Here is a 26,174-nt window from a genome sequence, read left to right as displayed (position 1 = left end):
AGGAATCAGGCGTGGGGCGGTGCCCGGGGATGGGCGGTGGGCCAGCTATGGTGGGCAGGGAGGTCGATCTGGGCTACGGCGAGCAGCGGTGGTGCTTGGGGCTGCGGCAGGAAGGCCAGGCCAAGGCTGGTGTTCAGCGCCGGGCCCATGCCGCCGGTGGAGCACAGGGGGCAACCGAAGGCCTTGGCCAGGGTCGGCAGCGAATCCTGGTCGGTGGGGGCCTGCACGGGCGCCTGGGTGGCCGGGTCGACGCTACAGAACTGCCCGCCGATGCCGTTGAGCTGCATGCCCAGCATCTGGCCATGGCCGATACTGCAGGCGAACACGTTGAACAGGACGCAGCAATACAGCATCCAGGCAACGAGCGAGCGATCGGAACGGGCGAATTTCATGGGCCGGCACTTTAGCATCGAAGACGACGAACGTACTTACCAAAACGTGCAATCAGGTCCATTCTTCAGCGAAATTTTCCAGGGACGTCCAACATGACTCATCTGCTTGCACAGGGAGTGGCCGGAACCTTTTTATCGATCAGCCTGTTGCACCTGTACTGGGCCGCTGGCGGCAAGCGCGGCAGCGAGGCGGTGATTCCGCAGGTGCCGGGGCCTGTGCCCGGGCAGAGCCAGCCGGCCTTCCAGCCCCCGGCGCTGGCGACCTTGCTGGTGGCGCTAGCCCTGTTGCTGGTGGCGCTGCTGGTGTGCCTGCGGGTCGGGCTCCTGTTGCCGAGCGTGAGCCATCCGGCCTTGCAGTGGGTCATCAGCGCCATGGCCTTGCTGATGTTCGCCCGGGCCATTGGCGACTCGGAACTGGTGGGGTTCTTCAAGCAGGTGCGCGGCTCGACGTTCGCCCGGCTCGATACGTTGTTCTATTGCCCCTTGTGCGTGGTGCTGGGGGCCGGGCTGCTGGTACTGGCCTGGGCCTGACCAACCCCGCAAGGTAGGCGCGGGGCAAGCCCGCGTCGCCTCAGTTACCGGTTTCCTGGCGTTTGCTGCTGACTTCCGCCGGCACGTCGTCACCGGCCATGCGCTTGCGGAACAATGCGGCGCGGGCCAGCAACAAGGTGGTCACCGGTACAGTGATCGACAGCAGGATCGGAATCAGCCAGGCATGCAGCACCGGCCCCGACTTGAGCGCCGAGAAATACAGGATCGAGGCCAGGGCCACGCTCCACGAGCCCAGGGTCGAGGCCAGGGCCGGCGGGTGCATGCGCTGGAAGTAGCTCTTCATGCGCAGGATGCCCACGGCGCCGATCAGGGCGAACAGGCTGCTGACCAATAGCAGCAGCGCCACCAGGATTTCCACCCACAGGGGCAGTTGTTGCAGGTCGTTCATTCGATCACCTCGCCACGCAGGAGGAATTTGGCCAGGGCGAAGGAGCCGACGAAGCCGAACAGGGCGATCAGCAGCGCCGCCTCGAAGTAGGTATCGCTGGAGTAGCGGATGCCCAGCACCAGCATCATCAGCATCGCCAGGATGTACAGGTAGTCCAGCGCCAGGACCCGGTCCTGGGCCGAGGGACCCTTGAACAGGCGCACCAGGGTCAGGACCATGGCCAGGGAAAAGATGAACAGGCTCAGCAGGATCGCGTTATCCATCAGTGCGCTCATTCGAAGATCTCCATCAGCGGACGCTCGTAGGTGGTCTTGAAGTGCTGGATGAATTGCGCCTCGTCCTCCAGGTCGAAGACGTGCAGCAAGAGGATGCTGCGATCCAGCGACAGCTCGGACCAGACCGTGCCCGGCACCACCGTGGTGATGGTCGACAGCGCCGCCAGGCCGTTGGCATCGCGCAGGTCCAGGGGCACCTTGACGAAGGCCGAGCGCACCGGGCGCCGACCGTTATTGAGCACGCCCCAGGCCACCAACAGGTTCGACACCAGCACATCGCGCCCCACCAACAGGAACAGGCGCAGGATGGTCCACGGTCGGCGGATGCGGATCGGCTGCGGGCGCAGCGGGCGCATCAGCAGCGGCGCGAGAAAACCCAGCATCGCGCCCAGCAGCAGGTTGCCGGGGCTGACGGAGAGGTTCAGCAGCAGCCACAACAACCACAACGCCAGGGACAGGAAGGGCGAGGGGAACAGGCGCTTCATGGCTGCACCTCCATCGACAGTGCGGCCTTGGCCTCGGGGCTGAGCACCGTGCGAGTCCCCAGTACCGCCATCACATAGTGCTCGGGCTGGTTGAGGTTGTTGGCGGTGTCCTGGGTAAAGCGCAGCAGCGGCTCGGCCTTGATGCTCAGCAGCACGCACAGCGCCAGCAGGATCACGATCGGCATGCATTCCAGGCGCCGCAGTACGGGCGAAGGCCGCTCCTCCGGGGTCCAGAAGCGGCGGATGCCCAGGCGTGCAAAAGCGACCAGCGAGGCCAGGCCCGACAGGATCAGCAGCACCAAAAAGCACCATCCCGCCAGCGGAACCTGGGCATCGGGACTGCTGCCCAGGCCCTGGGGATTGAGCAATGCGGCGATCAGGTTGAGCTTGCCGATAAAGCCCGACAGCGGCGGCATGCCGATGATCAGCAGGGCACAGGCGATGAAGCTCAGGCCCAGGAACGCCATGGTCCAGGGGATCACCTGGCCGACCACCACTTGCTGTTCGTCGTCGAGGTTGCTGCCCCGTGGCGGGTTTCGCGAACCCACCGGTTGCGGCAGGATTTCACCTTCATCCTCCAGTGGGGCTTCGGTGGCCGAACGCGAGCGCTCGATCAGCTCGGCCAGGAGAAACAAGGCGCACATCGCCAGGGTCGAGCTGAACAGGTAGAACAGCGCCGCGCCGGTGAGGGCCGGGTCGGCGAAGCCGATCACCGCGAGCAGGATGCCCGCCGAGACCAGGATACTCAGGCTGGCCATGCGTTCCAGGCGCTGCGCCGCGAGGATCGCCAGCGCCGCGCAGAAGATCGTCGCCAGGCCGCCGTACACCAGCCATTGGCTGCCGAAGTAGGCCGAAGCCCCGGCTTGCCCGGAGAACAGCAGGGTCCACAGGCGCAGTACGGTATAGACCCCGACCTTGGTCATGACCGCGAACAAGGCCGCTACCGGCGCGCTGGCCGAGGAGTAGGCCGGTACCAGCCAGAAGTTCAGCGGCCACATCCCGGCCTTGGCCAGGAAGGCGATGGCCAGGATCGCGGCACCGGCGTGCAGCAGGCCGCGATCGGCCTCGGGCACCAGGGGGATCTTCATCGCCAGGTCGGCCATGTTCAGGGTGCCGGTGACCCCGTAGATCATCGCCGTACCAATCAGGAACAACGACGAGGCCAGGAGGTTGATGGTGATGTAGTGCAGCCCCGAGGACACCCGCGCCCGTCCGGAGCCGTGCAGCATCAGGCCATAGGAGGCTGCCAGCAGCACCTCGAAGAACACGAACAGGTTGAACAGGTCGGCGGTGAGGAAGGCGCCGTACAGGCCCATCAACTGGATCTGGAACAACGCGTGGAAGCTCGCGCCGGCCCCGTCCCAGCGGGCCATGGCGAACAGCAATGCGCAGGTACCGATGATGCCGGTCAGCACCAGCATCAGCGCCGACAGGCGATCGACCACCAGCACGATGCCGAACGGCACCTGCCAGTTGCTCGGCAGGTACACGCCGAAGGAGCCGGTGGCGCCCTCGGCCTGGGTCCAGTACAGCAGGTACAGCGCCAGGCCCAGGCCCAGCAGGCTGGAGAACAGGTTGATCCGAGCCTTGAGCGGGCGGTGTTTTTCCCCCAGCAACAGGAGCAGGGCCGCGGTCAGCAGCGGCAGCAGGATGGGGGCGACGATCAGGTGCGACAACAGGTTCATTCCTTGGGCTCCCGACCGTCGACATGGTCGGTGCCGGTCAGGCCCCGGGATGCCAGGAGTACCACCAGGAACAGCGCAGTCATGGCGAAGCTGATGACGATGGCGGTGAGCACCAGCGCCTGGGGCAGGGGATCGGTGTAGTGCAGCAGGTCCTGGGGCACGCCGTCCTTGACGATCGGCTCCTTGCCGATGAACAGGCTGCCCATGCTGAAGATGAACAGGTTGACCGCGTAGGACAGCAGGCACAGGCCCATCACCACCTGGAAGGTCCGGGGGCGTAGCACCAGCCAGACCCCCGAGGCGGCGAGGACACCAATGGCGATTGCAATGACTTCTTCCATCAGGCGGCTCCGCTCTTGATCAGGGACTTGGACTGGCTGGCAGGCTTGTGGGCCCGCACCGACTGGTGCGCCAGGGCGGTGAGGATCAGCAGCGTCGCGCCCACCACCACCGCGTACACGCCGATGTCGAAGAACAGCGCGCTGGCGATATGGATATCGCCGAACAGCGGCAGGTCCAGGTGCAGGGTGTGGGTGGTCAGGAACGGATAGCCCCAGGCCAGGGCGCCCAGGCCCGTGGCCACGGCGAACAGCAGGCCGGTGCCCATCCAGCGCAGCGGTCGCAGGCTCATCTGCGCCTCCACCCACTGGGTGCCGGCCACCATGTACTGCAGGATGAACGCCACCGACATCACCAGCCCGGCGACGAAACCGCCGCCCGGCAGGTTGTGCCCGCGCATGAACAGGTAGAAGGACACCACCAGGGCGATCGGCAGCAGCAGGCGCACCAGCACCGCGGGTACCATCATGAAGCCCAGGGCGGTGTCGCTGGCCTGGCGCGGGTTGACCAGGTCGGTGACCACGTCCGGTGCCAGCAGGCGCTGCTGGGCCGGCAGTTGCATGCTCTCCTTGGGCGGGCGGAAGCGTCGCAGCAGGGCGAACACGGTCAGGGCCACGGCCACCAGCACGGTGATCTCGCCCAGGGTGTCGAAGCTGCGGAAATCCACCAGGGTCACGTTGACCACATTGGTGCCGCCCCCCTCGGGCAGGGCCCGGCTCAGGTAGAACGAGGAAATGTCGTTGGGCGTCGGCCGAGTCAGCATGGCGTAGGACAACAGCGCCATGCCCAGGCCCACGGCGACCGACAGGCTCAGGTCGCGCAGGCGGCGGATACGCGCCTTGGGCACGCTGCTGGGCAGCGGCGAGACGTCTTCGATCCGCCGTGGCAGCCAGCGCAGGCCCAGCAGGATCAACACCGTGGTCACCACTTCCACCACCAACTGGGTCAGGGCGAGGTCGGGGGCGGAGAACCAGACGAAGGTCACGCAGGTCATCAGCCCGCAGACGCTGACCATGGTCAGGGCCGCCAGGCGGTGGTACTTGGCCTGCCAGGCGGCGCCCAGGGCACAGGCGATGGCCAGCAGCCAGAAAGTCACGAAGACAATGGAACCGGGGATCTTCGGCCGGTCACCCCAGGTCAGGCTGCTATAGAGCATGGGGATCAACCCGGCGATCACCGCCGCCAGCACCAGCAGGAACAGCTGGCTCTGCAGGCGCTTGGTGCTCAAGTGCCGTTCAAGGCTGCGGGCCTGGCGAGTCAGGGCCACCAGGCAGCGTTCGAACAGGCGCTTGCCGTTGAAGCGGCCCACGCCCGGCGGGTAGGCGAAACGGCCACGCACCAGCGGCTTGCGCAGCAGCAGGTAGAGGACGATGCCGCAGGACATGGCGATCAGGCTCATGATCATCGGCGCGTTGAGGCCGTGCCAGATCGCCAGGCTGTACTCGGGCAGGGTCCCGCCCACCACCGGCCGTGCGGCGGCGGCCAGCAACGGCCCGATGATCTGGGCCGGGAAGATCCCCACCAGCAGGCAGGTGAACACCAGCAGCTCCACCGGTGCGCGCATCCAGCGTGGCGGCTCGTGGGGCGTGTGGGGCAGGTCGGTGGCCGGCTCGCCGAAGAACACATCGACGGTGAAGCGCAGGGCATAGGCGACGCTGAAGGTCCCGGCGATGGTGGCGATCACCGGCAGGGCGATCTCGACCCAGGCGCTGGAATTGATGAACACCGTCTCGGCGAAGAACATCTCCTTGGACAGGAAGCCGTTGAGCAGCGGCACCCCGGCCATGGAGGCGCTGGCCACCATGGCCAGGGTCGCGGTGTAGGGCATCAACTTGATCAGGCCGTTGAGCTTGCGGATGTCGCGGCTGCCGCTCTCGTGGTCGATGATCCCGGCGGCCATGAACAGCGAGGCCTTGAAGGTGGCGTGGTTGAGGATGTGGAATACCGCGGCCACCGCCGCCAGCGGGCTGTTCAGGCCCAGCAGCAGGGTGATCAGGCCCAGGTGGCTGATGGTGGAGTAGGCCAGCAGGCCCTTGAGGTCGTTCTGGAACATCGCGCAATAAGCGCCCAGCACCAGAGTACAGGCGCCGGCGCCGCCGACGATCCAGAACCATTCTTCACTGCCGGACAGCGATGGCCACAGGCGGGCCAGGAGAAACACCCCTGCCTTGACCATGGTTGCCGAGTGCAGGTAGGCCGAGACCGGGGTCGGTGCGGCCATGGCGTGGGGAAGCCAGAAGTGGAAGGGGAATTGTGCGCTCTTGCTCAGTGCACCGAGCAGGATCAGGGGAAGCAGGACAGGGTAGAGGGCATGGGCCCTGATCTTGTCGCCGGCAGCCAGTACCTGATCCAGGTCATAGCTGCCCACCACATGGCCGAGCAGCATGACCCCCGCCAACAGGCATAATCCCCCGGCCCCGGTGACCATCAGCGCCATGTAGGCACCACGGCGGGCGTCGGAACGGTGATGCCAATAGCCGATCAGCAGGAACGAGAAGAGGCTGGTCAGTTCCCAGAAGAACACGATCTGGATCAGGTTGCCGGAGATCACCAGGCCCAGCATGGCGCCCATGAACGCCAGGAAAAAGGCGAAGAAGCGCGGCACCGGGTCCTGGGGCGACATGTAGTAGCGGGCATACAACGACACCAGGGTGCCGATGCCCAGCACCAGCAGCGAGAACAGCCAGGCGAAGCCGTCCAGGCGCAACACGAAGTTCAGTCCCAGGCTGGGCAGCCAGGCATACTCCTCGCGAATGATCCCGCCATCGGCGATCTGCGGGTACAGCAGGGCCACCTGGACGGTGCCGATAAGGGCAACCAGGCCGGCCAGCAAGGATTCGGTATTACGTGCGTTGTGCGGCAACAGGGCCGCCAGACAGCTGCCCATGAACGGCAGAAGCAGTAGAACTATCAGGGACATAGGCTTCTAATCTGCGGAAAAGTATGACGCATAATACGTGCCAGGCCCTGGATCACCAACCGCCAAGCGCGGCCAGGCAGCCATCAGAAATGTTACATGCGCTTTCAAAGGTAGGAGACAAATGCCTGCTTCGCCCGTTCCCGGGTGTTTGTACAAGGTTTGCCCTGCACGCAACTCATCGGACAAGGATCGACACGGATGCACCCAGCCCAAACCACCACCCGCCGATTTCTCCGGCGTGGCTGCTTTGCCCTGCTGTTCACCTGCCTGGGCGCCGCGTTGGCCATCGGCCTGGAGCGGTTGTACCCGCCGGCCCAGGAGATGATCAGCACCCGCAAGGCCCTGGTCATCGACGGCCCCCCGGACGACGGGCACAGTTACCTGTTGCCGCCGGGCACCGTGCTGTATTACGAAAAGGCCATGCCGGAGGGGCATGTCCGCTACCGGGCCTATTTCTATTACAAGGGCAAAATTGAAGGTGATCCGCTGCCGCTGGAGCCCAAGCACCATGGGTCCTTGATCGCCCCGGGCTGGCTTTCGAGCCCTGAGCCCGACGCGCCGTCCTTGTAGGTGGCCGGGGTCAGGGCGGTGTCGACTCACCGCCCAGGGTGGCTTCTGGCCTGTGCGTCGATCTACGGTTGATCTTCAGCTCGCTGACGATCACCGCCAGCACGATCATCGCCCCGCCCACTAGGGCCAGGGCGGGCAAGCGCTCGCCGGCGATGCGCCCGACGATCCCGGCCCAGACCGGTTCGCCGGCATAGATCAGCGTGGCCCGGGTCGGCGAGACGCTCCTTTGCGCCCAGTTCATCGCCACCTGGATCGCCGCGCTGGAGGCTCCCAGGCCCAGGGCGATGACCAGCAGCAGCCAGGAGAATTCCGGCAGTGTTTCCCCGGTCGGCACCACCATGGCAAAGGCCAGTACCGAGGTCACCGCCAATTGCACCACCGTCACCCGGCGCACGTCCACGCGCCCGGCGAAACTGCTGATGAGGATGATTTCCGCGGCGATCGCCACGGTGCTGATCAGGGTTGCGATCTCTCCGGGGCTGAAATCCAGGGAAGCGCCGTTGGGCCCGGACAGCAGCATCAGCCCGGTGAATGCCAGCATGATCCCCAGGCTGGGCAGCAAGCCCGGGCGCTTGCCCATGAACAACCATTGCAGCAAGGGCACGAAGGGCACGTACAACGCGGTGATGAAGGCCGACTGGCTGCTGGGGATGGTTTGCAGGCCCACGGTCTGCAAACCGTAGCCGAGCACGATGGCGACCCCGATGAAACTGCCGGCGCGCAATTCGAACAGGGTCAGCCCACGCAGGCGCGACCCGGAAAACAGCGCGACGATAGCGGCCGCCGCGGCGAAGCGCAGGCCGACGAAGAACATCGGGCCACTGACGCTCATGGCCTGTTGCACCAGCAGGAAGGTAGCGCCCCAGATCATGGTGATCAGCACCAGCACGGCCTCGGCCTTGCTGAGCTTGTAGGAAAAAGTGCTGGGAGCCTTGGATGTCATGGTCTTGCGTGCTACCTGAGGGGGACGCACAATGCGCCGAAAGTTGAGCAGTATACTGCGCAGGTACCAGGGGTGAGCAATATAGTGCACAAGGAAAACACGCAACGGGCGTCAGTCCTGCAACACGTCAGCCTCAATGTCCGGCGCTTGCGGCATGCCGCAGGCTTGAGCCAGACCGCCCTGGCGGAAAAATCCGCTGTCAGTCGGCGCATGCTGGTAGCCATCGAGGCCGGGGAGAAGAACGTCAGCCTGGGCACCCTGGACCGGGTGGCCGAAGCCCTGGGCGTAGCCTTCAGCGACCTGATCCAGGCCCCGGACTCCCGGGACTCCACTCGTATCAATGAATTGGCCTGGGCCGGGGTGATTCCCGGCAGTCGCGCGATGTTGCTGGCCAAGGCCGACGCAACCCGTGAAGTGGAACTATGGGAGTGGCGCCTGGAGCCGGGGGAGGTGTATCGCTCCGAGTGCGATGCCGAGGGCTGGAGCGAGCAGTTGTACGTCTTCGAGGGCTGCCTGACGGTGTTCTTCGGCGATGACGAACGTCGCCTGGAGAGTGGCGATTTCTTCATGTTCGCCAGCCATGTTCCCCATGGCTATCGCAATGACGGCGAGCAGGCCACACGCTTCGTGCGCAATGTGGTGATCTGAGCGCCAACGCCACGGGCAACTGTTCGCCAGCCAACAGCAGTTGGGCATTTTGCCTGTTTAAAGTTAAGGTAGTTTCTCTTGTTTGTTTTTTGGATTATTGATTTAAAAGAATTTTATTCTTAGGCACGGGTTCTGCAATTGTCCTGGCAGGAGTCACCTTCGGGTGTCGATCTCGATCATCAGGAAGCGGAGCCGGCCCATGACAGCCCCAGCCCAACCCCCCAGCAATGCCCATATCATCCAGAGCGATGCCGAAGCCATCAGTGTCGCCCGAGCCCTGGCCCGGCGCTTTGCCGTGGATGCCGCGGTACGGGATCGCGAGCGGCGCCTGCCGATCGCCGAACTGGAGGAGTTCTCCGCCAGTGGCCTGTGGGGCATCACCATTCCCCGCGAATACGGCGGTGCCGGAGTGTCCTATGTGACCCTGGTGGAGGTGATCAAGATCATCTCCGCCGCCGACCCGTCCCTGGGCCAGCTGCCGCAGAACCACCTGGGGGTGGTGGACATCCTGTTGCAGACCGCCAGCGAGGAACAAAAACACCATTACTTCGCCAAGGTGTTGCAGGGGTATCGTTTCGGCAACGCGTTCTCCGAGGCCGGCAGCAAGCATGTCGGTGCCTTCCAGAGCCAGATCCGCTTCGACGGCGACCAGGCGCGCATCGATGGCCAGAAGTTCTACTGCACCGGTGCCTTGTTCGCCCATATCGTCCCGGCAGTGGCCGTGGATGAGGACGGTCAGGCCCATATCGCCTTTATCGAGCGCGATGCCCCGGGGTTGACGGTGATCGACAGCTGGGATGGCTTCGGCCAGCGCACCACCGCCAGTGGCGGGGTCAGCCTGCAGGCGGTACAGGTGCCGCGCAGCGCGGTGATCCCTGCCCATCGAGCCTTCGACCAACCCACCGCCGACGGGCCGATCTCCCAGGTGATCCAGGCCGCTGTGGATACCGGCATCGCTGTCGCTGCGCTGGAGGACACCAAGCAACAGGCCCGGCAATCCCGGCCCTGGATCGACAGCGGCCTGGATCATGGCTGGCAGGATCCTTACACCCTTGCCGCCATTGGCGACCTGGAGTGGCGCGTGCACGGCACTGAGGAAATCCTCGTCCGGGCCGCCCAGGCCATCGACCAGGCCCTGGCCAGGCCTGATGCCGATAGCGTCGCCCAGGCCTCGGTGGTGGTGGCCCAGGCCAAGGTGCTGTCGGCAGAAAGCTCGCTGCTGGCGGCGAGCAAACTGTTCGAGCTGGCGGGCACCCGCTCGGTCTCGGCCAAGTACAACCTCGACCGTCACTGGCGCAATGCCCGGACCCATACCCTGCATGACCCGGCGCGCTGGAAGCTCCACCTGCTCGGTAACTTTCTGCTCAACGGGGTCAAGCCGGCCCGCCACGCCTGGAACTGAAGGACTGCCCCATGAATGCACTGACCCGTCCCGAGAACCCCGAACAGGCCCTGGCCCAGGGCGTCGAACACCTGCAATTGGCACGCCGTCTGTTGCAGCAGACCCTGGCGTTTGTCCGCCACCAGGCGTTGCCCTGGCCCGGTAGCGGCCTGGCCCGAGCCAGCGACGACCCTTATGTGATCAGCCGCTTTGGCGACCTTCAGCTACGCATCGACGTGGCCTCGGCCTTGCAGGACCGTGCCCGGCGCCACTTGCAGTCAGGCCAGGCCCCGGCCGAGACCCAGATCGCCCTGGCCGAGGCCGCGATTGCCGCCGGCGAGGCGCTGCTGGCGGCCGGCAATGCCGAGTTCGAACTCACCGGCCAGCGCAGCCCGCAGCCGTCGACGCTGCACGATCCGCTGCGCTGGAAGTATCAGCTGATTGGCAATTACCGCCTCAATGGCGTGGCACCAGGTTCCAGGAGTGCTGTGTGATGCCTCGTGAAATACGCCTCAACGCTTTCGACATGAACTGCGTCGGCCACCAATCCCCGGGGCTCTGGGCCCATCCCAGGGACCGCTCCTGGCAGTACAAGGACCTGGAATACTGGACCGACCTGGCGCGAATCCTCGAGAGGGGCAAGTTCGACGGGCTGTTCATCGCCGATGTGCTGGGCCTCTATGACGTCTACAACGGCAACGGCGAGGCGGCGATCCGCCAGGCGGCCCAGGTACCGGTGAACGATCCGTTGCAACTGATTCCGCCCATGGCCCTGGTCACCGAGCACCTGGGGTTCGGCCTCACGGCCTCGCTGTCCTTCGAACACCCGTATCCCTTCGCCCGGCGCCTTTCCACCCTCGACCACCTGACCAAAGGCCGTGCCGGCTGGAACATCGTCACCTCGTACCTGGAGAGCGGCGCGCGCAATATCGGCCAGCAAGCCCAGACCGAGCACGACGCCCGCTACGACTATGCCGAGGAGTACCTGGAGGTCTGCTACAAGCTTTGGGAGGGCAGCTGGGAGGACGGCGCGGTGCTGCGCGACCGCGAGCGGCGGATCTTCAGCGATCCAAGCAAGATCCACGAGATTCGCCACCAGGGCAGGCACTTCCAGGTGCCGGGTATCCATTTGTGCGAGCCTTCGCCGCAGCGCACCCCGGTGCTTTACCAGGCCGGGGCCTCCAGCCGGGGCAAGCAGTTCGCCGCCGAGCAGGCCGAATGCGTGTTCGTTGCGGCGCCCTCCAAGGTGCTGCTGAAAAAGACCGTGGCCGATATCCGCCGCCGCGCCGCCGAGGCCGGGCGCGATCCGTCGAAGCTGCTGATCTTCAACCTGCAGACGGTGATCCTCGGCGAGACCGACGCCCAGGCCAAGGCCAAGTTCGAGGAGTACAAGCGCTGGGTCAGCTACGAAGGCGCCATGGCCTTGATCAGTGGCTGGACCGGTATCGATTTCAGTCGCTTCCGCCCTGACGAGCCGCTGCAGCATGTGCATACCAATGCCATCCAGTCCGCGGTGGAGGCCTTCTCCACGGCGGATCCGAACAAGGTCTGGACGCCCCACGAATTGGCAGACTGGGTGGGCATCGGTGGTTTCGGCCCGTTGTTCGTCGGTGGTCCCGAGACTGTGGCCGACCTGTTGCAGGAGTGGGTCGAGGAAACCGATGTGGATGGCTTCAACCTGGCCTATGCCCTGACTCACGAAACCTTTATCGATGCAGTGGACCTGCTGGTGCCGGAGTTGCAGAAGCGCGGGGCGTACAAGACCGACTATGCGCCAGGCACCTTGCGCGAGAAGTTGTTCGGCGCAGGCCCAGGGTTGCCCGAGAGCCATCCGGGCAGCGCCTGGCGCAACCTCGGTGCCCAACGCCAGGTGGTGGCCGCTGCCGAGCCGGAGCGGCTGCGGCCGGCCGCGCATCCGTTGTAGTTCGTAGCTTGCACTGGCAGTTACGGGGCGCCACCAGGGAGCGGTCATGGACAGGTACGAGTCGCTGCGACACTGGGCCCGGATGCGGCCGTTGGCCAACGCCCTGCGCCACAAGCGCGGGGGGCAGTGGTACGCCTGGCGCTGGATCGATGTGCTGCGCGATGTCCAGCGCCTGGTCGATGGCTTGCGCCAGCATGGCCTGGGCTATCGCTCCCGGCTGATCCTGAGTGGGTCGTTCGAACCGGACCTGCTGCTTTTGGCCCTGGCGGCGAGCAGCCTGGGGGCCGAGGTGGTGAGCCTTGGCGACCAGTCGCCCATCGAGGCCTTGCGTCAATGCCTGTGGCGCTGGCGGCCCAGCCACGTGTTCATCGACTCCGGCCCGCAACTGGCGTGCTGGTTGGCGGCGGGGGAGAACGGCGTGGCTCCAGGCCTGCTGATCGTCCGTGAGCCGCCAGTCGATTTGGCGAGTTCGCGCCAGCCCTGGCTGGCCTTCAGTCAGTTGCTGGGGCCCGGCAGTGGCTCCCGGCGCCAGGCAGCTTGGCACCAGCGCAATGAGGCCGTGCAGTTGTGGAGTGAGGAGGGGACCCAATGGCAGGGCGGGCTGGAGGTGCTGCTCGGACAATGGCTGGGTAGCGGGCACAGCCTGGCGTTTCCTGAGAGCCAGGGTTCGGCGGCCCGTGACCGGCGCGAAATGGCTCCCAGCGACCTGCTGCTGTCACCGCGGCGTTTGCAGGGCCTGGCAGAGGAGATCGAAGGCCAACTGGGCCCCGTCGGTAGCTGGCGCCGACGCTTGTGGGGCTGGACCATGCGCCACCCGAGCAGCACCCTGGCGCGGCTGCTGGAGCGCCAGGTGCGGCGTGTTCTGGGCCTTTCCCGTCTGCGTTTCATCTGGCAACCGATGCCGTCCCAAGGAACGCTACCAGGCTGGATCGACCGGTTCGAACGCCGCCCCGGATAGGTCGCCGCGGATGGCGTCCTACTTTGGTACTGCCTGGCGAATCCGGTCGTGGTACAGGCCTAATATCTTGCTGGGGATGTTCCAGGTACCGGGCAAGGTATTACCCTGCTGCCCGGGGATGTGCCCCATGCCCTCCGGGACAGGGTCCCGGCCAACACTGACCATGAGCCTTGCATGAACCAGACCCCTATCGGGCAGCCGGATCCTGCCCCTTGCGATGCCGAAGTACTGATTATCGGCGGCGGCCTCAGTGGCGCCTTGCTGGCCGCACAATTGCTACGCCTGCCGGGCGCGCGCCGCATCCTGGTGATCGAACCGCGTGCCGAGCTGGGGCGCGGCGAGGCCTACAGTGCCACTGAGCTGGGGCACACCCTCAATGGCAATGCGGCGCGCATGAGTGTCGACCCGGACAACGCCGACGACCTGACCCAGTGGCTGACCCAGCACATTGCCGAAGGCGGTTGGCCCGAGTCGGCCCTCCAGCCTGTGCCCATCAGCGAGCTCTTCCCGCCCCGGGGGTTGTTCGGGGTCTACGTCCAGCAGCGTTTGGCCGAGGCCCGGGCGGTGGGCCTGGCGAAGGGCTCCTGGGTGGAGCATGTGCACAGTGAGGTGGTGGACCTGCAGCATAAGGACAGCGGGATTTCGCTGGTCCTGGCCGATGGGCGCCAACTGCAGGGCGCGCGAGCGGTACTGGCCACGGGCATGTTCCCCGCCGCCCGTACCCGGCAAACCCATTCCAGCGGCCTCAATGCTGCCGCCCTGGACCCTTGGGATGTGAGCGCCATGGCGCGCCTGGACCCGATGTCCAGGGTGCTGATCATCGGCTCCGGACTGACCATGGTGGACGCTGTGGTGTCCCTGGAGCAGGCGGGGCACCGGGGCCCCATCGAAGTGTTTTCCCGCCACGGGCTGCTGCCCCATGTGCGGCGCCAGCCGCCGGCCTGGATCGATTTCCTGGGCCAGGACCCGGGTATCCGCAGCCCCCGTCAATTACTCCACGAGCTGCGCCGCCAGTGCCGCCAGGCCTTGGCCCAGGGCATCGACTGGCAAGCGCCCTTGGACACGGTGCGGGTGCACATCCCGCGCTTGTGGAGCCAGGCCAGTGATTTCCAACGCCGCCAGTTCGTGCGGCATGTGCGGCCCTGGTGGGAAAGCCATCACCATCGTTCGCCGCCCTTGAGCGATGAGCTGGTGAGGCGCCTGCATGCCCAGGGGCGTTTGCGCATCCATGCCGCCAGCTACCAGGGGCTGGAGCCGGACAGTGAGGGCCGCCTGGCGATTCGCTTGCGCTATCGCGGCAGCCGGGAAAGCACGCGAGTGGCGGGCGATGCCTTGATCAACTCCAGCGGCATCGAATACGACTGGCGCCGGGTGGACCGGCCCTTGCCCCGGCAGCTCCTGGCCCGGGGCCTGGTGCAACCGGGGCCGCTGGCCCTGGGCATCAGTGCCGAGCCCGACGGCGCCGTGCACGACGCCCAGGGTCGGGCCAGCGAATGCCTGTTCGCCATGGGCCCGCCATTGCGCGGCCTGTGGTGGGAAAGCACCGCGGTCACCGATGTGGCCCTGCAGGCCAAGGCCCTGGCTGCGCGCCTGGCCGCCTCGTTGTAGGCGCTGGAGGGCATTGGGCTTGGCGTGATGAAGGCCCTGCGGGCCTTGGCGCAGCCTCGCCTAGGCCCTGCAACGGTTACAAGGTGATCCAGCGTTGCTCCCGGGCGGCCAGGCGGATCGCTGCCGCCAGCCGTTCCACTTTCCAGGCTTCCTGGAAGTCGGTGCCGTCTCGCCCCTGGCCGCAGATCGCCATGAGCAGCTCCTGCACTTCCAGGGTCTTGAGTTCGTTGTAGCCCAGCTGGTGCCCTGGCGCCGGGCTGAAGGCCGCGTAGCCGGGCAGGGACGGGCCGGCCAGCAGGCGCTGGAAACCCGGTTGGCCGGCCCGATACAGGCGCAGTTCGTTCAGGCGTTCCTGGTCGAAGGCCAGGGTGCCCAGGGTGCCGCTGATCTCGAAGGCCAGGTGGTTCTTGTAGCCGTGCTTGATCCAGCTGCTGCCCACGCTGCCCCGGGCGCCATTGGCGAAGCGCAGCAGCGCATGGGCCTGGTCGTCCACGGCGATGGCGCGGCGTTCAGGGGCGCCGGCCCGAACGGGGCGCTCCTGATGCACGGTGTGGGTATCGGCGCACACGGCGGCCACCGGCCCCATGAGAAAACGCGCCATGGCCAGCAGGTGGCTGCCCAGGTCCGCCAGGGCGCCGCCCGCCTGTTGCGGGTCACAGCGCCAGGTCCAGGGTGAGTCCGGATCGGCCATGAAGTCCTCGCTGAATTCGCCCTGGAAACTCACCAGTTGCCCCAGCTCGCCATTGCCGATCAGCTCCCGGGCCAGGACGATCAATGGATTGTGCTGGTAGTTGTAGCCGACCCGGGTCACCACCCCGGCCGCCTGTGCGGCTTGATGCATCTGCTGGGCCTGTTCGCTGGTCACCGCCAGGGGTTTTTCGCAGTACACCGCCTTGCCCGCCGCCAGGGCAGCCATGGCCATGGGAAAGTGCAAGTGATTGGGGGTGGTGATCGCCACCAGGCCGACCTGGGGATCATCGATCAACTGGCGCCAATCCGCGTAGGCCTGGGCGAATCCCCAGGCCCTGGCACAGTGCGCGGCGCGTTGCCCATCGGCATCGGCCAGGGCCGCCAGGCGCAGGCGCACTGGCAGTTCGAATACCGCACCGACACTGCGAAAAGCCAGGGCGTGGGCGCGCCCCATGAATCCGGTTCCGATCAGCCCAACGCCCAGTTCATCCATCGCCGCACCTTTAGAGTTGTTGTGGTAGGGATGAGTATTTATGGAATAAAAATTCTCTAATTTCAATAAAGAGAATAAATATTCATTACCGAGGCAAAACTCCGCAGGAGCAAGGCTTGCCCGCGATGAACCCGAGGGCGCCGCGTTCCGTCAGGCAATGCACATCATCGTTAACGACCCTCGCGTGCAATCGAGCGTCCACCGGCTGCTCCTGCAGGTTTATGTAGGGCATGAAAAAGGCAGCCCACAGGCTGCCTTTTTGTACGGCGCAGGTGGCTCAGGACAGGAAGCCGCCATCCACGTTCAGCGCAGTGCCGGTGGTGTAGCTGGAAGCGTCGCTGGCCAGGTAGAGCACCGCACCGGCCATCTCGCTCGGGTCGGCCACGCGCTTGAGCGGGATCTGCGCCAGGGCGGCGTTGCGAATGCTGTCGTTCTTGACCAGTGCCGAGGCGAACTTGGTGTCGGTCAGGCCCGGCAGCAGGGCGTTGCAGCGGATGCCGAACTGCGCGCATTCCTTGGCGAAGACCTTGGTCATGTTGATCACCGCGGCCTTGGTCACCGAGTAGATGCCCTGGAACAGCCCCGGCGATACGCCGTTGATCGAAGCCACGTTGATGATGCTGCCACCACCGTGTTCGCGCATCAGCTTGCCGGCTTCCACCGACATGAAGAAGTAGCCGCGGATGTTCACGTCCACGGTCTTCTGGAAGGCTCCCAGGTCAGTGTCCAGCACATTGCAGAACTGAGGGTTGGTGGCAGCGTTGTTGACCAGGATATCCAGGCGCCCAAACTGCTCGCGGATGGCGGCGAACACCTGCTGGATCTGCTCCATTTCACCGATGTGGCAGGCAATGGCGGTGGCCTTGCCGCCGGCGGCGACGATGGCATCGGCCACTTGCTGGCAGCCTTCGAGCTTGCGGCTCGAGACGATCACATGGGCGCCTTGCTGGGCCAGCAGCTTGGCAATGGCCTCGCCGATGCCACGGCTGGCGCCGGAGACGAATGCGATCTTGCCGTCGAGGTCGAACAACTGAGTCTTGGACATGGTTTTTCCTTGTTGGGCGGTCAGGCGCCGAAGCGCACTCAGAGGCTGGATTTGCCGATGACTTGCAGGCTCATCTGCTCCAGCAGCTTGTTCATGTGGATGAACTGCGCGAAGCGTTTGTCCTGGGTCTGGCCGTGGTAGAAGCGGTAGTAGATCTGCTGCACGATGCCGGCCAGGCGGAACAGGCCGTAGGTGTAGTAGAAATCGAAGTTGCCGATCTGGATGCCGGAGCGCTCGGCGTAGTAGTCGACGAACTGCTGGCGGCTGAGCATGCCCGGGGCGTTGCTTGGCTGGCGGCGCATCAGCTGCACCGGCCCCGGATCGCTGGCTTCGATCCAGTAGGCCAGGGTGTTGCCCAGGTCCATCAGCGGATCGCCGAGGGTGGTCAGTTCCCAGTCCAGCACGCCGATGATCTGCATCGGGTTCTGCGGGTCGAGGATCACATTGTCGAAGCGGTAGTCGTTATGCACGATGCTCGAGGTCGGATGGTCGGCGGGCATCTTGTCGTTGAGCCAGGCCTTGACCACCTCCCACTGCGGGGCATCGGGGGTCAGGGCTTTCTCGTAGCGGTCGCTCCAGCCCTTGATCTGGCGCTGCACATAACCTTCGGGCTTGCCCAGGTCGCCCAGGCCGCACGCCTGGTAGTCGACCCGGTGCAGCTCGACGAAGCGGTCGATGAAGCTCTTGCACAGCGCCTGGGTGTGGCTGGCGTCGAGGTTCAGTTCCGCTGGCAGGTCGGAGCGCAGGATGATGCCCTTGACCCGTTCCATCACATAGAACTCGGCCCCGATCACCGATTCGTCGGTGCAGTGCACGTAGGCCTTGGGGCAGTACGGGAAGCCGTCCTTGAGTTGGTTGAGGATGCGGAACTCGCGGCCCATGTCGTGGGCCGACTTGGCCTTGTGGCCGAACGGCGGACGGCGCAGGACGAATTCCTGCTCGGGGTATTCCAGCAGGTAGGTGAGGTTCGAGGCGCCGCCGGGAAACTGGCTGATCCGTGGCGTGCCGGTCAGGCCGGGAATCTGCGCCTTGAGGTATGGGTCGATCAGAGCGGCGTCGAGTTCTTCACCCGAGCGGGTGCGGGTGGACTGGTCTGTAAGCGCCATGCTTATCCCTTCTGCTTATTCTGGAGGCCAGAGATTATTGACTAATCTAATGTGCCCGCTGGCCCCCCACAATCGTGGCGGGCCTTTATAGGTGCGAGTGTTGCCGGGCAATCATTGTTTTTGATACAGGCGTTTGAATCGCCCCAGGGAGCATAGCCGTCAGCCGGGATTCAGCTGCGGTTGGGCAGCGGCAGGGCCAGAGGGGTCAGCAAGGGTTGGCCACTGAAGTGGGCCAGCAGGTTGCGGCCGACCATGTCCATGCTGTCGCGGCTGGCCTGGGGCGACAGCCCGGCGACATGGGGGGTGAGCACCACGTTGTCCAGATGCTTGAGGCGTTCCGGCACCCCTGGTTCGGCATCGAACACGTCCAGGGCCGCACCGGCGAGCTTTCGTTGCTCCAGTGCCAGCAGCAGGGCCTCGGTGTCCACCACGCTGGCCCGGGCCACATTCACCAGGAAACCCTCGGGCCCCAGGGCCTCTAGCACCTCGTGGCCCACCAGGTGCCGGGTCTCGGCGCCGCCGGGGGTGGCGATCATCAGCAGGTCGGTGTCCCGGGCCAGTTCCAGCACGGTCGGGCAAAAACGATAGGGTTGGTCCGGCCGGGGCTGGCGGCTGTGATAGCTGACCTGCATGTCCAGGCCCAGGGCACAGCGCCGCGCGATGGCCTGGCCCACCGCGCCGAGCCCGAGGACGCCCAGGCGCATGCCGGTCAGCGCCGGGCGCATGACTTTCGGCCAATGCCCCTGGCGCACCGCCGCGTCCGCCTGGGGGATGCCGCGCACCAGGGCCAACAGCAGTGCCAGGGCGTGGTCGGCCACCGACGAGGCATTGATCCCGGCGCCAGTGGTCACGGCAATCCCCCGGTTGCTCGCCGCTTGCAGGTCCACCTGCTCGTAGCCGGCGCCAATCACGCAGATGATCTGCAGCCGGGGCAGGGCATCGATTTCCTGTGCGCTCAGGCCCAGGGGGCCGCGGGTCAGCACGGCGTCGATCTGCCCGGCGTGGTCGGCGATCGCTCGGGCCCGGGCAGCGGGCGTCTGGGCCAGGATCAGCTCAAAGCCCAGCGCTTCGAGCCGTGGCAGGTAGGCGTTGAAATTTTCAATCAGGACCAGGACGGTAGCGGGCATGGCGAACTCCTTGGGTTATTGAGGCAGGGTTTGCCGCAACTGGAAGATATTGCCTTCCGGATCGATGCCATCGCAGACCCGGGCGCCCTTGAACTGCCATTCGCGCTCGGGTTCGTACAGCCGCCCGCCGGCACTGGCGGCGCGTTGCCGGGCCTGATCCAGGTCGCTGATCCAGAACACTGGCTTGCAGGCAGAGTCGCTGCGGGGCAGGGGAGGATCTTGCAGGACGATGCGCGCGGCGATCGCCGCCGGCACCTGGATCAGCGTCAGCTCCATGCCCTGGTGTTGCAGTTGCAGGTAGTCGGGCTGCTGATCGCTGATGGGCCAGCCCAGGAGTGCGGCGTAGAACCGCGCCAGGGCCTGTGGGTCAAGGCTGTAGAGCACGAAGCCGGCAACACTCATGGGCAACTCCAGCAAAACAATGGCGAAGGCTCAAGGGTGCGCATTAGCCGGGCGTTTGGCAATGCCCGAAGCAGCCGTTGCCGGGGAGTGGCGCCGTCGTCGGCGCGTCCCGGGCGGTGATGGCGGGATCAGAAGGTGATGTCGGCGGTCCTGGCCAGGGTGACGAAGGCGCCGTCCAGGGTGGTGTTGTGATGATCGATGATCTTGCGCGCCCCCAGGTATGGGGTGTCCATGCAGGTGTGGGCATCCTCCACTAGCCGTGCGGCAAAGCCCAGGTCGCCGGCGGCACGGCAGGTGGCATCGACGCAGTACTGGGTCTTCATGCCGACGATCACCAGCTCGCTGACCTGGGCCTGGTGCAGGCGCTCGGCCAGCCCGGTGCCGGTGAAGCAGTTGGGACGGGTCTTGTCCAGTACGCAGTCTTGCTGCTCGTCCACCTCCAGGGTCGGCAGCAACTGCCAGAACGGGCTGCCGGCGGCGATGGGCGAGTCGGCGGCGCCGGTGTGGCGCACAGCGAAGATCGGGGCCCCGGCCTGGCGGGCGCGACGGATCAGCTGGTTGATGTTGTCCAGGACCTGTTCGCGCTGGTAGGGCTTGTCCGGTCCGTTGAACAGTCCGACCTGCATGTCGATGACCAGCAGGGCGCGCTTGGCGTTGGGTAAAGGCATCTTGTCTCTCCTTGTTGTGCCAGCCGGACGGAGAAACAAAAAGCCCCGTCCATTGCTGGCGGGGCCTTGGTTGTCACTGTGCTCGCTTCATCCTGCACAGCCACCACGCGACCCGCCGGAGGCAGTCGTGGTGCTGGTGGTCGAGATGAGCGGATAGGCATTCATGGGCCCGATCATGCCGTTCGTCGCCAATTGCTGTCAACGCGGGCGCGGGCCGAGCGGGATTCACCAGGGGTGAGGCGATAAGCCGCTTTGACGGGCCGATCGGCACCTGCGAAAAAACCGCAGGACCAGGGAGAGGGCCGGGCCAGACGCTTTGCGACAAAAACGGACAAGATTGCCGCAACGCAGGTGCCATTCCTCCGCTGAGTCTATGCAGCGTCCTTGGAATCCCGGACAATCGCGCCCCCTCTGTTTGCTCGGGGGTTTGTCTGTCGGGTATTCCGGCGCGCTCCGAGCCAACGGCAAACGACCGGAATGTGGAGATCCCACCGGATGAATGATCAGGCCAACAGCGTTGATCAACGCTTTGAAACGGCGGCCCCAGCGACCCTGACCAGCTGGAACCGCCAAGACACCACTTGGATGCTGGGCCTGTTCGGCACCGCCATTGGTGCCGGTACCCTGTTTCTGCCCATCAACGCTGGCCTCGGTGGCTTCTGGCCGCTGCTGATCCTGGCGCTGCTGGCCTTCCCCATGACCTTCTACGCGCACCGCGGCCTGACCCGCTTCGTGCTCTCCGGGCGTGAGGGCGCCGACATCACCGAGGTGGTGGAGGAACATTTCGGGATCAAGGCCGGGGCCCTGATCACCTTGCTCTACTTCTTCGCCATCTTCCCCATCCTGCTCATTTACAGCGTGGCCCTGACCAATACCGTCGGCAGCTTCATGGAACACCAGCTGCACATCGCGCCGCCACCACGGGCGATCCTGTCCCTGGTGCTGATCCTCGGCCTGCTGGCGGTGGTGCGCTGTGGCGAGCAGGTGATCGTCAAGGCCATGAGCCTGATGGTCTACCCGTTCATCGTCGCCTTGCTGTTCCTGGCGGTGTTCCTGATTCCGCACTGGAACGGCGGCATCCTCGCCACCGCCGGCGACATCCCGGCGCCATCGGCCTTCCTGCACACCCTGTGGCTGGCGATTCCGGTGATGGTGTTCTCGTTCAACCACTCGCCGATCATCTCGGCCTTCGCGGTTGACCAGAAGCGTCGCTACGGCCAGCACGCCGAGCAGCGCAGCTCGCAGATCCTGTCCCGCGCCCACCTGCTGATGGTGGTCATGGTGCTGTTCTTCGTCTTCAGCTGCGTGCTGACCCTGTCGCCGGAACAACTGGCCGAAGCCAAGGCGCAGAACCTGTCGATCCTGTCCTACCTGGCCAACCACTTCAGCAACCCGACCATCGCGTTCGCCGCGCCGCTGATTGCCTTCGTGGCCATTGCCAAGTCGTTCCTGGGGCACTACATCGGTGCCAGCGAAGGCCTCAAGGGCTTGATCGTCAAGAGCGGCCGACGCCCGGGCGCCAAGACCCTGGACCGGGTGACCGCGGCCTTCATGCTGGTGATCTGCTGGGCCGTGGCGACCTTGAACCCGAGCATCCTGGGCATGATCGAGACCCTGGGCGGCCCGGTGATCGCGGCCATCCTGTTCCTGATGCCGATGTACGCCATCCGCAAGGTGCCGGCCATGGCCCGCTACCGTGGCCAGGCGTCCAATGTGTTCGTGACCCTGGTAGGCCTGGTGGCCATCACCGCGCTGGTGTACTCGCTGGCTTCCTGAGGCCGGGCTGGCCTGGCGCCAGGCAATAGTTGAAATCAACGCCGCCGATGCTGCCCAGCACCGGCGGCGTTGTCGTTCAGGGGCCTGCCGAGCCTGAAGGCAGGCGGGTGGATGGAGAGGGCAAGCGTCGGGCGATTAGCGTCTAAGCTGATGATTTTTGCCTGGAGTCATTTCATGGCCCGTGCCCACCCGCAGTTGATCCGCGCCCGGCTGGACAGCCTGCACCCCACCCAACTCACCGTCGGCCTGGCCGAAGTCCAGGCCAAGCGCGAGCAATGGCAACAGCTCAAGCGCAAGGCCCGGGCGGCAGCCCTGGACGACCACTGGTTTCCCTGTGTACTCGGTCCCCGGCAGCGCTACTACATCGTCGATCACCATCACTTTGGCCTGGCCCTGCTGCAAGAGGAGGTCAAGGAGGTGCCATTGCTGGTGCTCAAAGACCTGTCCTTTGTCGAGCCGGGCAGTTTCTGGGAGGTGATGGGTTTCAACCAGTGGGCCCATCCCTACGATGCCCAGGGCGTTCGCCGTTCCTTCGAGCGTATCCCGGGGCGCATTCTCGATCTGCAGGACGACCCCTACCGCAGCCTGGCCGGGTTGCTGCGCCGCGCCGGTGGCTTTGCCAAGGACGCCACGCCCTTCAGTGAGTTCCTCTGGGCGGATTTCTTTCGCCGGCGGATCGCCATCGAGGCGCTGGGCAAGCTGGGCGCCAAGGTCCAGGCCCGGGCCATGAAGCTGGCGCGCAGCCAGGACGCTCGTTACTTGCCGGGATGGGTGGGCCAGATTGTCGACTGATCGAGGGCAGGGACCTGCCACTGCGCTCCCCACACGAGCACGGGATCTGCTGGCCGGACTGTCCATCGCCGGGCTGTTGTTGCCGGAGGCGGTGGCCTATTCGAGCATCGCCGCCTTGCCGCCCCAGGCCGGGGTCATCGCCCTGTTCGCCGGCTTGCTGTGCTATGGCCTGCTGGGCAGCAGCCGTTTCGCCATCGTGTCGGCGACCTCGTCATCGGCGGCGGTACTGGCCGCCGCGACCCTGTCGCTGTCGGATGGTGATGGGCAGTTGCGCCTGGGCCTGGCCTTTGCCCTGGTGCTGCTCACGGGGGCGTTCTTTGTCCTGGCCGGAGTGTTCCGCCTCGGTGGCGTCACGGCCTTCATCGCCAAGCCGGTGCTGCGTGGCTTCGCCTTCGGCCTGGCGCTGACCATCATCCTCAAGCAGTTCGCCACGGTGGTCGGGGTGCACCTGAGTACCGGCAACCTGGTGCGCTTTTTACCGCAGTTGCTGGAGCAGTGGCCGCACTGGAACTGGGCCGGTGCCGCCGTGGCGGCCGCGGCCCTGCTGGTGCTGGCGATCTGTTCGCGGATCCCCTATGTGCCCGGTGGGTTGGTGGCCGTGGTCATCGGCATCGTCGCCGGGCAATGGCTGGACCTGCCGGCCCATGGGGTGGCGCTGATTGGCGTCATCGAGCTCAAGCTGGAGGTACCGAGCCTGCCGGACCTGCCGTTTGCCGATTGGCTGCGCCTGGGGGAGCTGGCGTTCGCCCTGGTGATGATCCTGTATGCCGAGTCCTATGGTTCCATCAGCTCCCTGGCGCTCAAGCATGGCGATCGGGTGTCGTCCAACCGCGACCTGCTGGCCCTGGGGGTATCCAACCTGGTGTCCGGGCTGTTCCACGGCATGCCGGCCGGTGCCGGTTACTCGGCCAGCTCCGCCAACGAGGCGGCTGGAGCCGGTTCGCGCCTGGCGGGGCTGACCGCCGCGGCGGTGATGCTGTTGATCGTGCTGACAGTGTTGCCCTACATCGCCCTGACTCCGGAGCCGGTGCTGGCGGCGATCGTCATGTATGCCCTGGGCCATGGGCTGAGCCTGCAACCCTTGGGGCGCTACTTTATCTGGCGCCGGGATCGCCTGCTGGTGATCTGCGCGGTGGCCGCGGTGCTGGTGCTGGGGGTGCTCGATGGCCTGCTACTGTCGGTGGGGGTGAGCATCCTGCTGATGTTGCGCCAGATGTCGTCGGCGCAAATCCAGATCCTCGGCCAGTTGGGCAGCGGCCACGACTTTGTCGACCTGAGCCGTCATCCCCAGGCGCGGCAGGTGCCCGGGGTACTGATCCTGCGTCCGGGAGAGGCGCTGTTCTTCGCCAATGCCGAGCGCATCCTGGGGGGCGCGCTGCACTTGATCCGCCATGTCGAGGCACCGATCCACAGCATCATCCTCAGCCTCGAGGAGTCGCCGAACCTGGACGGCACCAGCATCGAGGCCCTGGACGAGTTCTTCCGCCAGGTCAGCCAGGAGGGCAAGCACCTGGCCCTGGCCCGGCTCAAGCACGACGTCAACCAGGCCCTGGTGGCGCTGCCGTCGAGCCGTCGGTACCAGGTGTTGCTCAGCGGTACCAGCGTCGACGATACCCTCCAGGAGGGGCGGCGGGGCGGGCGCGAGCCGGCGACTGACGAGCATGCCGATCATCAGGCACCGGGCTCCGGCCCGCGGCGGTAGAGGGCTAGAACCGCTCCAGCCGATAAGGCCTCGGATCGACAATGGGCCGGGTGGCACAGATCAGGTCGGCGGCGAGCTGCCCGGCTGCTGGCGCAGTACCGAAGCCGTGGCCCGAGAAACCGCTGGCCAGTGTCAGGCCGGGGATCTTAGCGACAGGGCCGATCACCGGCAGCGAGTCGGGGGTGACATCGAGCGCGCCGCTCCAGGCTTGCTTCACCACGACGTCCTTGAACATCGGCCAGGCCGTGGCCAGGTTGCGCAGCGCTTCGGCGTTCACCCTGGGGTCGGCAGGTGGGTCCAGGGTCCGTACCCGTTCGAAAGGCGATACCTGGTCGGCTCGCCAGCGTCGTCCCAGGAGGAGATCGTCGAACAGCTCGCGGCCGATGGACGGTTGCAGGTTTTGCCATTGTTCGCGCAGCGCACCCAGGTAACGCCGCCCTAGCAACAGGCTGTCGAGCGTCAACGGTGCGTTCAGGACGCCGCGATGGCTGATGGTGAAGCCACCGTCCAGGCGTTTGCGAAACGAGAAGTCCGGGGCGCCCACGGTGATATCACAGGGGCCTTGCACAGGCGCGGTGCGCAGGATCGACGCCACCAGGGGCAAGGTCGGCAGGTCGATGCCCTGGTTGCCGAGAAAACGTCGCGACCACAGGCCGCCCGCCAGCAGCACCTGTTCGCAGCGGATCTCGCCGCGTTCGCTGACGACCCCGGCGATCCTGCCGGCGGCCAGCGACAGGGTCCGTACCGCACAGTGCTCGACGATCACGGCGCCCTTTGCCATGGCTGCACGGGCGATCGCGCTGGCCGCCAGGGTCGGTTCGGCGCGTCCGTCCGAAGGTGTGTAAAGGCCGCCTGCCCAGTGGCCTCTGCCGCCTGGCGCCAGGAGCCCGATACGCAGAGCACTGATCTGGCGCGAGTCCAACGCCAGGTCTTGTACCGAGTCGAGCCAGTCTTGGTGCACGGCCAATTCGGATTCGTTGCGGGCCAGGTACAGGATGCCGGCGCGGCGGTAGCCGACATCGGCACCGACACGGGCCGCCAGGCCGTTCCATAGTGGATCGGCGGCCATGGCCAGCGGGACATCTGGCGCCGAGCGGCTCATCTTGCGAATCCAGCCCTGGTTGCGCGAGGACTGTTCGCCAGCGATCCGGCCTTTTTCCAGTACGACCACGGGTGTGCCGCGTTCGGCCAGGACCAGGGCGGCGACCAGGCCAATGATGCCGCCGCCTATGACCACTACGGTGGTCGCTTCGGGTAGGTCCAGCGAGGTCTGGACTGGAGTGATCAGGGGAGCCACGGCTCGTC

At 65.8% G+C, this 26,174-nt stretch carries 26 protein-coding genes; 11 read left to right on the top strand and 15 right to left on the bottom strand.

Going from position 1 to position 26,174, the window contains the following annotated elements:
* Positions 1-5: 5 nt before the first annotated feature.
* A complete protein-coding gene (locus tag ATY02_RS18405) occupies positions 6-392 on the bottom strand; it encodes a DUF2946 domain-containing protein (protein ID WP_176719729.1) in 387 nt (128 codons plus the stop codon).
* A 93-nt stretch (positions 393-485) separates the two neighbouring features.
* Here ATY02_RS18405 and ATY02_RS18400 point away from each other — a divergent pair, with 93 nt between their 5' ends.
* Positions 486-923, top strand: coding sequence for a DUF3995 domain-containing protein (locus tag ATY02_RS18400; RefSeq protein WP_068578227.1), 438 nt, complete (start codon positions 486-488; stop codon positions 921-923).
* A 40-nt stretch (positions 924-963) separates the two neighbouring features.
* Here the strand turns inward: ATY02_RS18400 and ATY02_RS18395 are convergent, their stop codons facing one another.
* From ATY02_RS18395 to ATY02_RS18370, 6 genes are read right to left on the bottom strand one after another with little or no spacing between them, the layout of a single operon-like run.
* A complete protein-coding gene (locus ATY02_RS18395) occupies positions 964-1,332 on the bottom strand; it encodes a Na+/H+ antiporter subunit G (protein ID WP_068578230.1) in 369 nt (122 codons plus the stop codon).
* Positions 1,329-1,607, bottom strand: coding sequence for a K+/H+ antiporter subunit F (locus ATY02_RS18390; RefSeq protein ID WP_068578232.1), 279 nt, complete (start codon positions 1,605-1,607; stop codon positions 1,329-1,331). Before ATY02_RS18390 ends, ATY02_RS18395 begins: the two co-directional genes overlap by 4 nt.
* Positions 1,604-2,092, bottom strand: coding sequence for a Na+/H+ antiporter subunit E (locus ATY02_RS18385; RefSeq protein WP_068578234.1), 489 nt, complete (start codon positions 2,090-2,092; stop codon positions 1,604-1,606). The genes ATY02_RS18390 and ATY02_RS18385 overlap by 4 nt, the downstream gene beginning before the upstream one ends.
* Entirely contained in the window at positions 2,089-3,777 is a 1,689-nt protein-coding gene (locus tag ATY02_RS18380; protein WP_068578237.1) for a monovalent cation/H+ antiporter subunit D, read from the bottom strand. Before ATY02_RS18380 ends, ATY02_RS18385 begins: the two co-directional genes overlap by 4 nt.
* On the bottom strand, positions 3,774-4,118 hold the full coding sequence (locus ATY02_RS18375) for a Na+/H+ antiporter subunit C (RefSeq protein WP_011060906.1): 345 nt from the start codon (positions 4,116-4,118) through the stop codon (positions 3,774-3,776). The genes ATY02_RS18380 and ATY02_RS18375 overlap by 4 nt, the downstream gene beginning before the upstream one ends.
* Positions 4,118-7,036: a monovalent cation/H+ antiporter subunit A gene (locus tag ATY02_RS18370; protein WP_068578240.1), complete on the bottom strand. Its 2,919-nt coding sequence runs from the start codon at positions 7,034-7,036 to the stop codon at positions 4,118-4,120. Before ATY02_RS18370 ends, ATY02_RS18375 begins: the two co-directional genes overlap by 1 nt.
* Positions 7,037-7,234: 198 nt before the next feature.
* On the opposite strand from ATY02_RS18370, the gene ATY02_RS18365 reads away from it, so the two are divergent.
* Positions 7,235-7,606, top strand: coding sequence for a hypothetical protein (locus ATY02_RS18365; RefSeq protein WP_068578242.1), 372 nt, complete (start codon positions 7,235-7,237; stop codon positions 7,604-7,606).
* A 10-nt stretch (positions 7,607-7,616) separates the two neighbouring features.
* Here the strand turns inward: ATY02_RS18365 and ATY02_RS18360 are convergent, their stop codons facing one another.
* Entirely contained in the window at positions 7,617-8,639 is a 1,023-nt protein-coding gene (locus ATY02_RS18360; RefSeq protein ID WP_083235645.1) for a DMT family transporter, read from the bottom strand.
* On the opposite strand from ATY02_RS18360, the gene ATY02_RS18355 reads away from it, so the two are divergent.
* From ATY02_RS18355 to ATY02_RS18330, 6 genes are all read left to right on the top strand, one after another.
* Positions 8,634-9,197, top strand: coding sequence for a helix-turn-helix domain-containing protein (locus tag ATY02_RS18355; protein ID WP_068578273.1), 564 nt, complete (start codon positions 8,634-8,636; stop codon positions 9,195-9,197). The two genes, ATY02_RS18360 and ATY02_RS18355, sit on opposite strands and share 6 nt — an antisense overlap.
* A 199-nt stretch (positions 9,198-9,396) precedes the next feature.
* Positions 9,397-10,599: an SfnB family sulfur acquisition oxidoreductase gene (locus ATY02_RS18350; RefSeq protein ID WP_068578246.1), complete on the top strand. Its 1,203-nt coding sequence runs from the start codon at positions 9,397-9,399 to the stop codon at positions 10,597-10,599.
* A gap of 11 nt (positions 10,600-10,610) precedes the next feature.
* Positions 10,611-11,072: an acyl-CoA dehydrogenase gene (locus ATY02_RS18345; RefSeq protein ID WP_068578248.1), complete on the top strand. Its 462-nt coding sequence runs from the start codon at positions 10,611-10,613 to the stop codon at positions 11,070-11,072.
* The gene (locus ATY02_RS18340) at positions 11,072-12,502 is read left to right on the top strand and encodes an LLM class flavin-dependent oxidoreductase (protein ID WP_068578250.1); all 1,431 of its coding nucleotides are present in this window, start codon (positions 11,072-11,074) and stop codon (positions 12,500-12,502) included. The genes ATY02_RS18345 and ATY02_RS18340 overlap by 1 nt, the downstream gene beginning before the upstream one ends.
* Before the next feature lie 46 nt (positions 12,503-12,548).
* Positions 12,549-13,460: an AMP-binding protein gene (locus ATY02_RS18335; RefSeq protein WP_068578251.1), complete on the top strand. Its 912-nt coding sequence runs from the start codon at positions 12,549-12,551 to the stop codon at positions 13,458-13,460.
* 174 nt (positions 13,461-13,634) lie between these two features.
* Positions 13,635-15,068: an FAD/NAD(P)-binding protein gene (locus ATY02_RS18330; RefSeq protein ID WP_068578253.1), complete on the top strand. Its 1,434-nt coding sequence runs from the start codon at positions 13,635-13,637 to the stop codon at positions 15,066-15,068.
* A gap of 76 nt (positions 15,069-15,144) precedes the next feature.
* On the opposite strand, the gene ATY02_RS18325 is transcribed toward ATY02_RS18330, so the two are convergent.
* The 6 genes from ATY02_RS18325 to ATY02_RS18300 all read right to left on the bottom strand — a co-directional run bounded on the left by ATY02_RS18325 (position 15,145) and on the right by ATY02_RS18300 (position 20,599).
* Positions 15,145-16,251 carry a Gfo/Idh/MocA family protein gene (locus ATY02_RS18325; protein WP_068578255.1) on the bottom strand — a complete coding sequence of 369 codons (1,107 nt, stop codon included), beginning with the start codon at positions 16,249-16,251 and terminating at the stop codon, positions 15,145-15,147.
* Between the two features lie 277 nt (positions 16,252-16,528).
* On the bottom strand, positions 16,529-17,296 hold the full coding sequence (locus ATY02_RS18320; RefSeq protein WP_068578258.1) for an SDR family oxidoreductase: 768 nt from the start codon (positions 17,294-17,296) through the stop codon (positions 16,529-16,531).
* Between the two features lie 38 nt (positions 17,297-17,334).
* Positions 17,335-18,402, bottom strand: coding sequence for a phosphotransferase family protein (locus ATY02_RS18315; protein WP_022644001.1), 1,068 nt, complete (start codon positions 18,400-18,402; stop codon positions 17,335-17,337).
* Positions 18,403-18,572: 170 nt separating this feature from the next.
* On the bottom strand, positions 18,573-19,529 hold the full coding sequence (locus tag ATY02_RS18310; protein ID WP_068578260.1) for a 2-hydroxyacid dehydrogenase: 957 nt from the start codon (positions 19,527-19,529) through the stop codon (positions 18,573-18,575).
* Between the two features lie 15 nt (positions 19,530-19,544).
* Entirely contained in the window at positions 19,545-19,931 is a 387-nt protein-coding gene (locus ATY02_RS18305; RefSeq protein WP_068578262.1) for a VOC family protein, read from the bottom strand.
* A gap of 128 nt (positions 19,932-20,059) precedes the next feature.
* Positions 20,060-20,599: a cysteine hydrolase family protein gene (locus tag ATY02_RS18300; RefSeq protein ID WP_068578263.1), complete on the bottom strand. Its 540-nt coding sequence runs from the start codon at positions 20,597-20,599 to the stop codon at positions 20,060-20,062.
* Between the two features lie 495 nt (positions 20,600-21,094).
* Between ATY02_RS18300 and ATY02_RS18295 the strand changes: the two genes are divergently transcribed.
* The 3 genes from ATY02_RS18295 to ATY02_RS18285 all read left to right on the top strand — a co-directional run bounded on the left by ATY02_RS18295 (position 21,095) and on the right by ATY02_RS18285 (position 24,869).
* Positions 21,095-22,375, top strand: a complete 1,281-nt coding sequence (locus ATY02_RS18295) for a serine/threonine transporter (protein ID WP_068578265.1) — start codon at positions 21,095-21,097, stop codon at positions 22,373-22,375.
* Between the two features lie 174 nt (positions 22,376-22,549).
* Positions 22,550-23,167 (top strand): ParB-like protein, encoded by a 618-nt coding sequence (locus tag ATY02_RS18290; RefSeq protein ID WP_068578267.1) that lies wholly within the window; start codon positions 22,550-22,552, stop codon positions 23,165-23,167.
* Complete coding sequence (locus ATY02_RS18285) at positions 23,157-24,869, top strand: SulP family inorganic anion transporter (RefSeq protein ID WP_164823690.1); 1,713 nt, start codon at positions 23,157-23,159, stop codon at positions 24,867-24,869. Before ATY02_RS18290 ends, ATY02_RS18285 begins: the two co-directional genes overlap by 11 nt.
* Positions 24,870-24,873: 4 nt before the next feature.
* Here ATY02_RS18285 and ATY02_RS18280 read toward each other — a convergent pair whose 3' ends face one another.
* Positions 24,874-26,166, bottom strand: a complete 1,293-nt coding sequence (locus ATY02_RS18280; protein ID WP_068583947.1) for an NAD(P)/FAD-dependent oxidoreductase — start codon at positions 26,164-26,166, stop codon at positions 24,874-24,876.
* Positions 26,167-26,174 lie beyond the last annotated feature (8 nt).

The organism is Pseudomonas sp. BIOMIG1BAC (assembly GCF_001705995.2).
Lineage (GTDB): Bacteria > Pseudomonadota > Gammaproteobacteria > Pseudomonadales > Pseudomonadaceae > Aquipseudomonas > Aquipseudomonas sessilinigenes.
The sequence above is the reverse complement of the archived record's forward strand: the minus strand, read 5'-3'. Positions and strand labels throughout refer to the sequence as shown.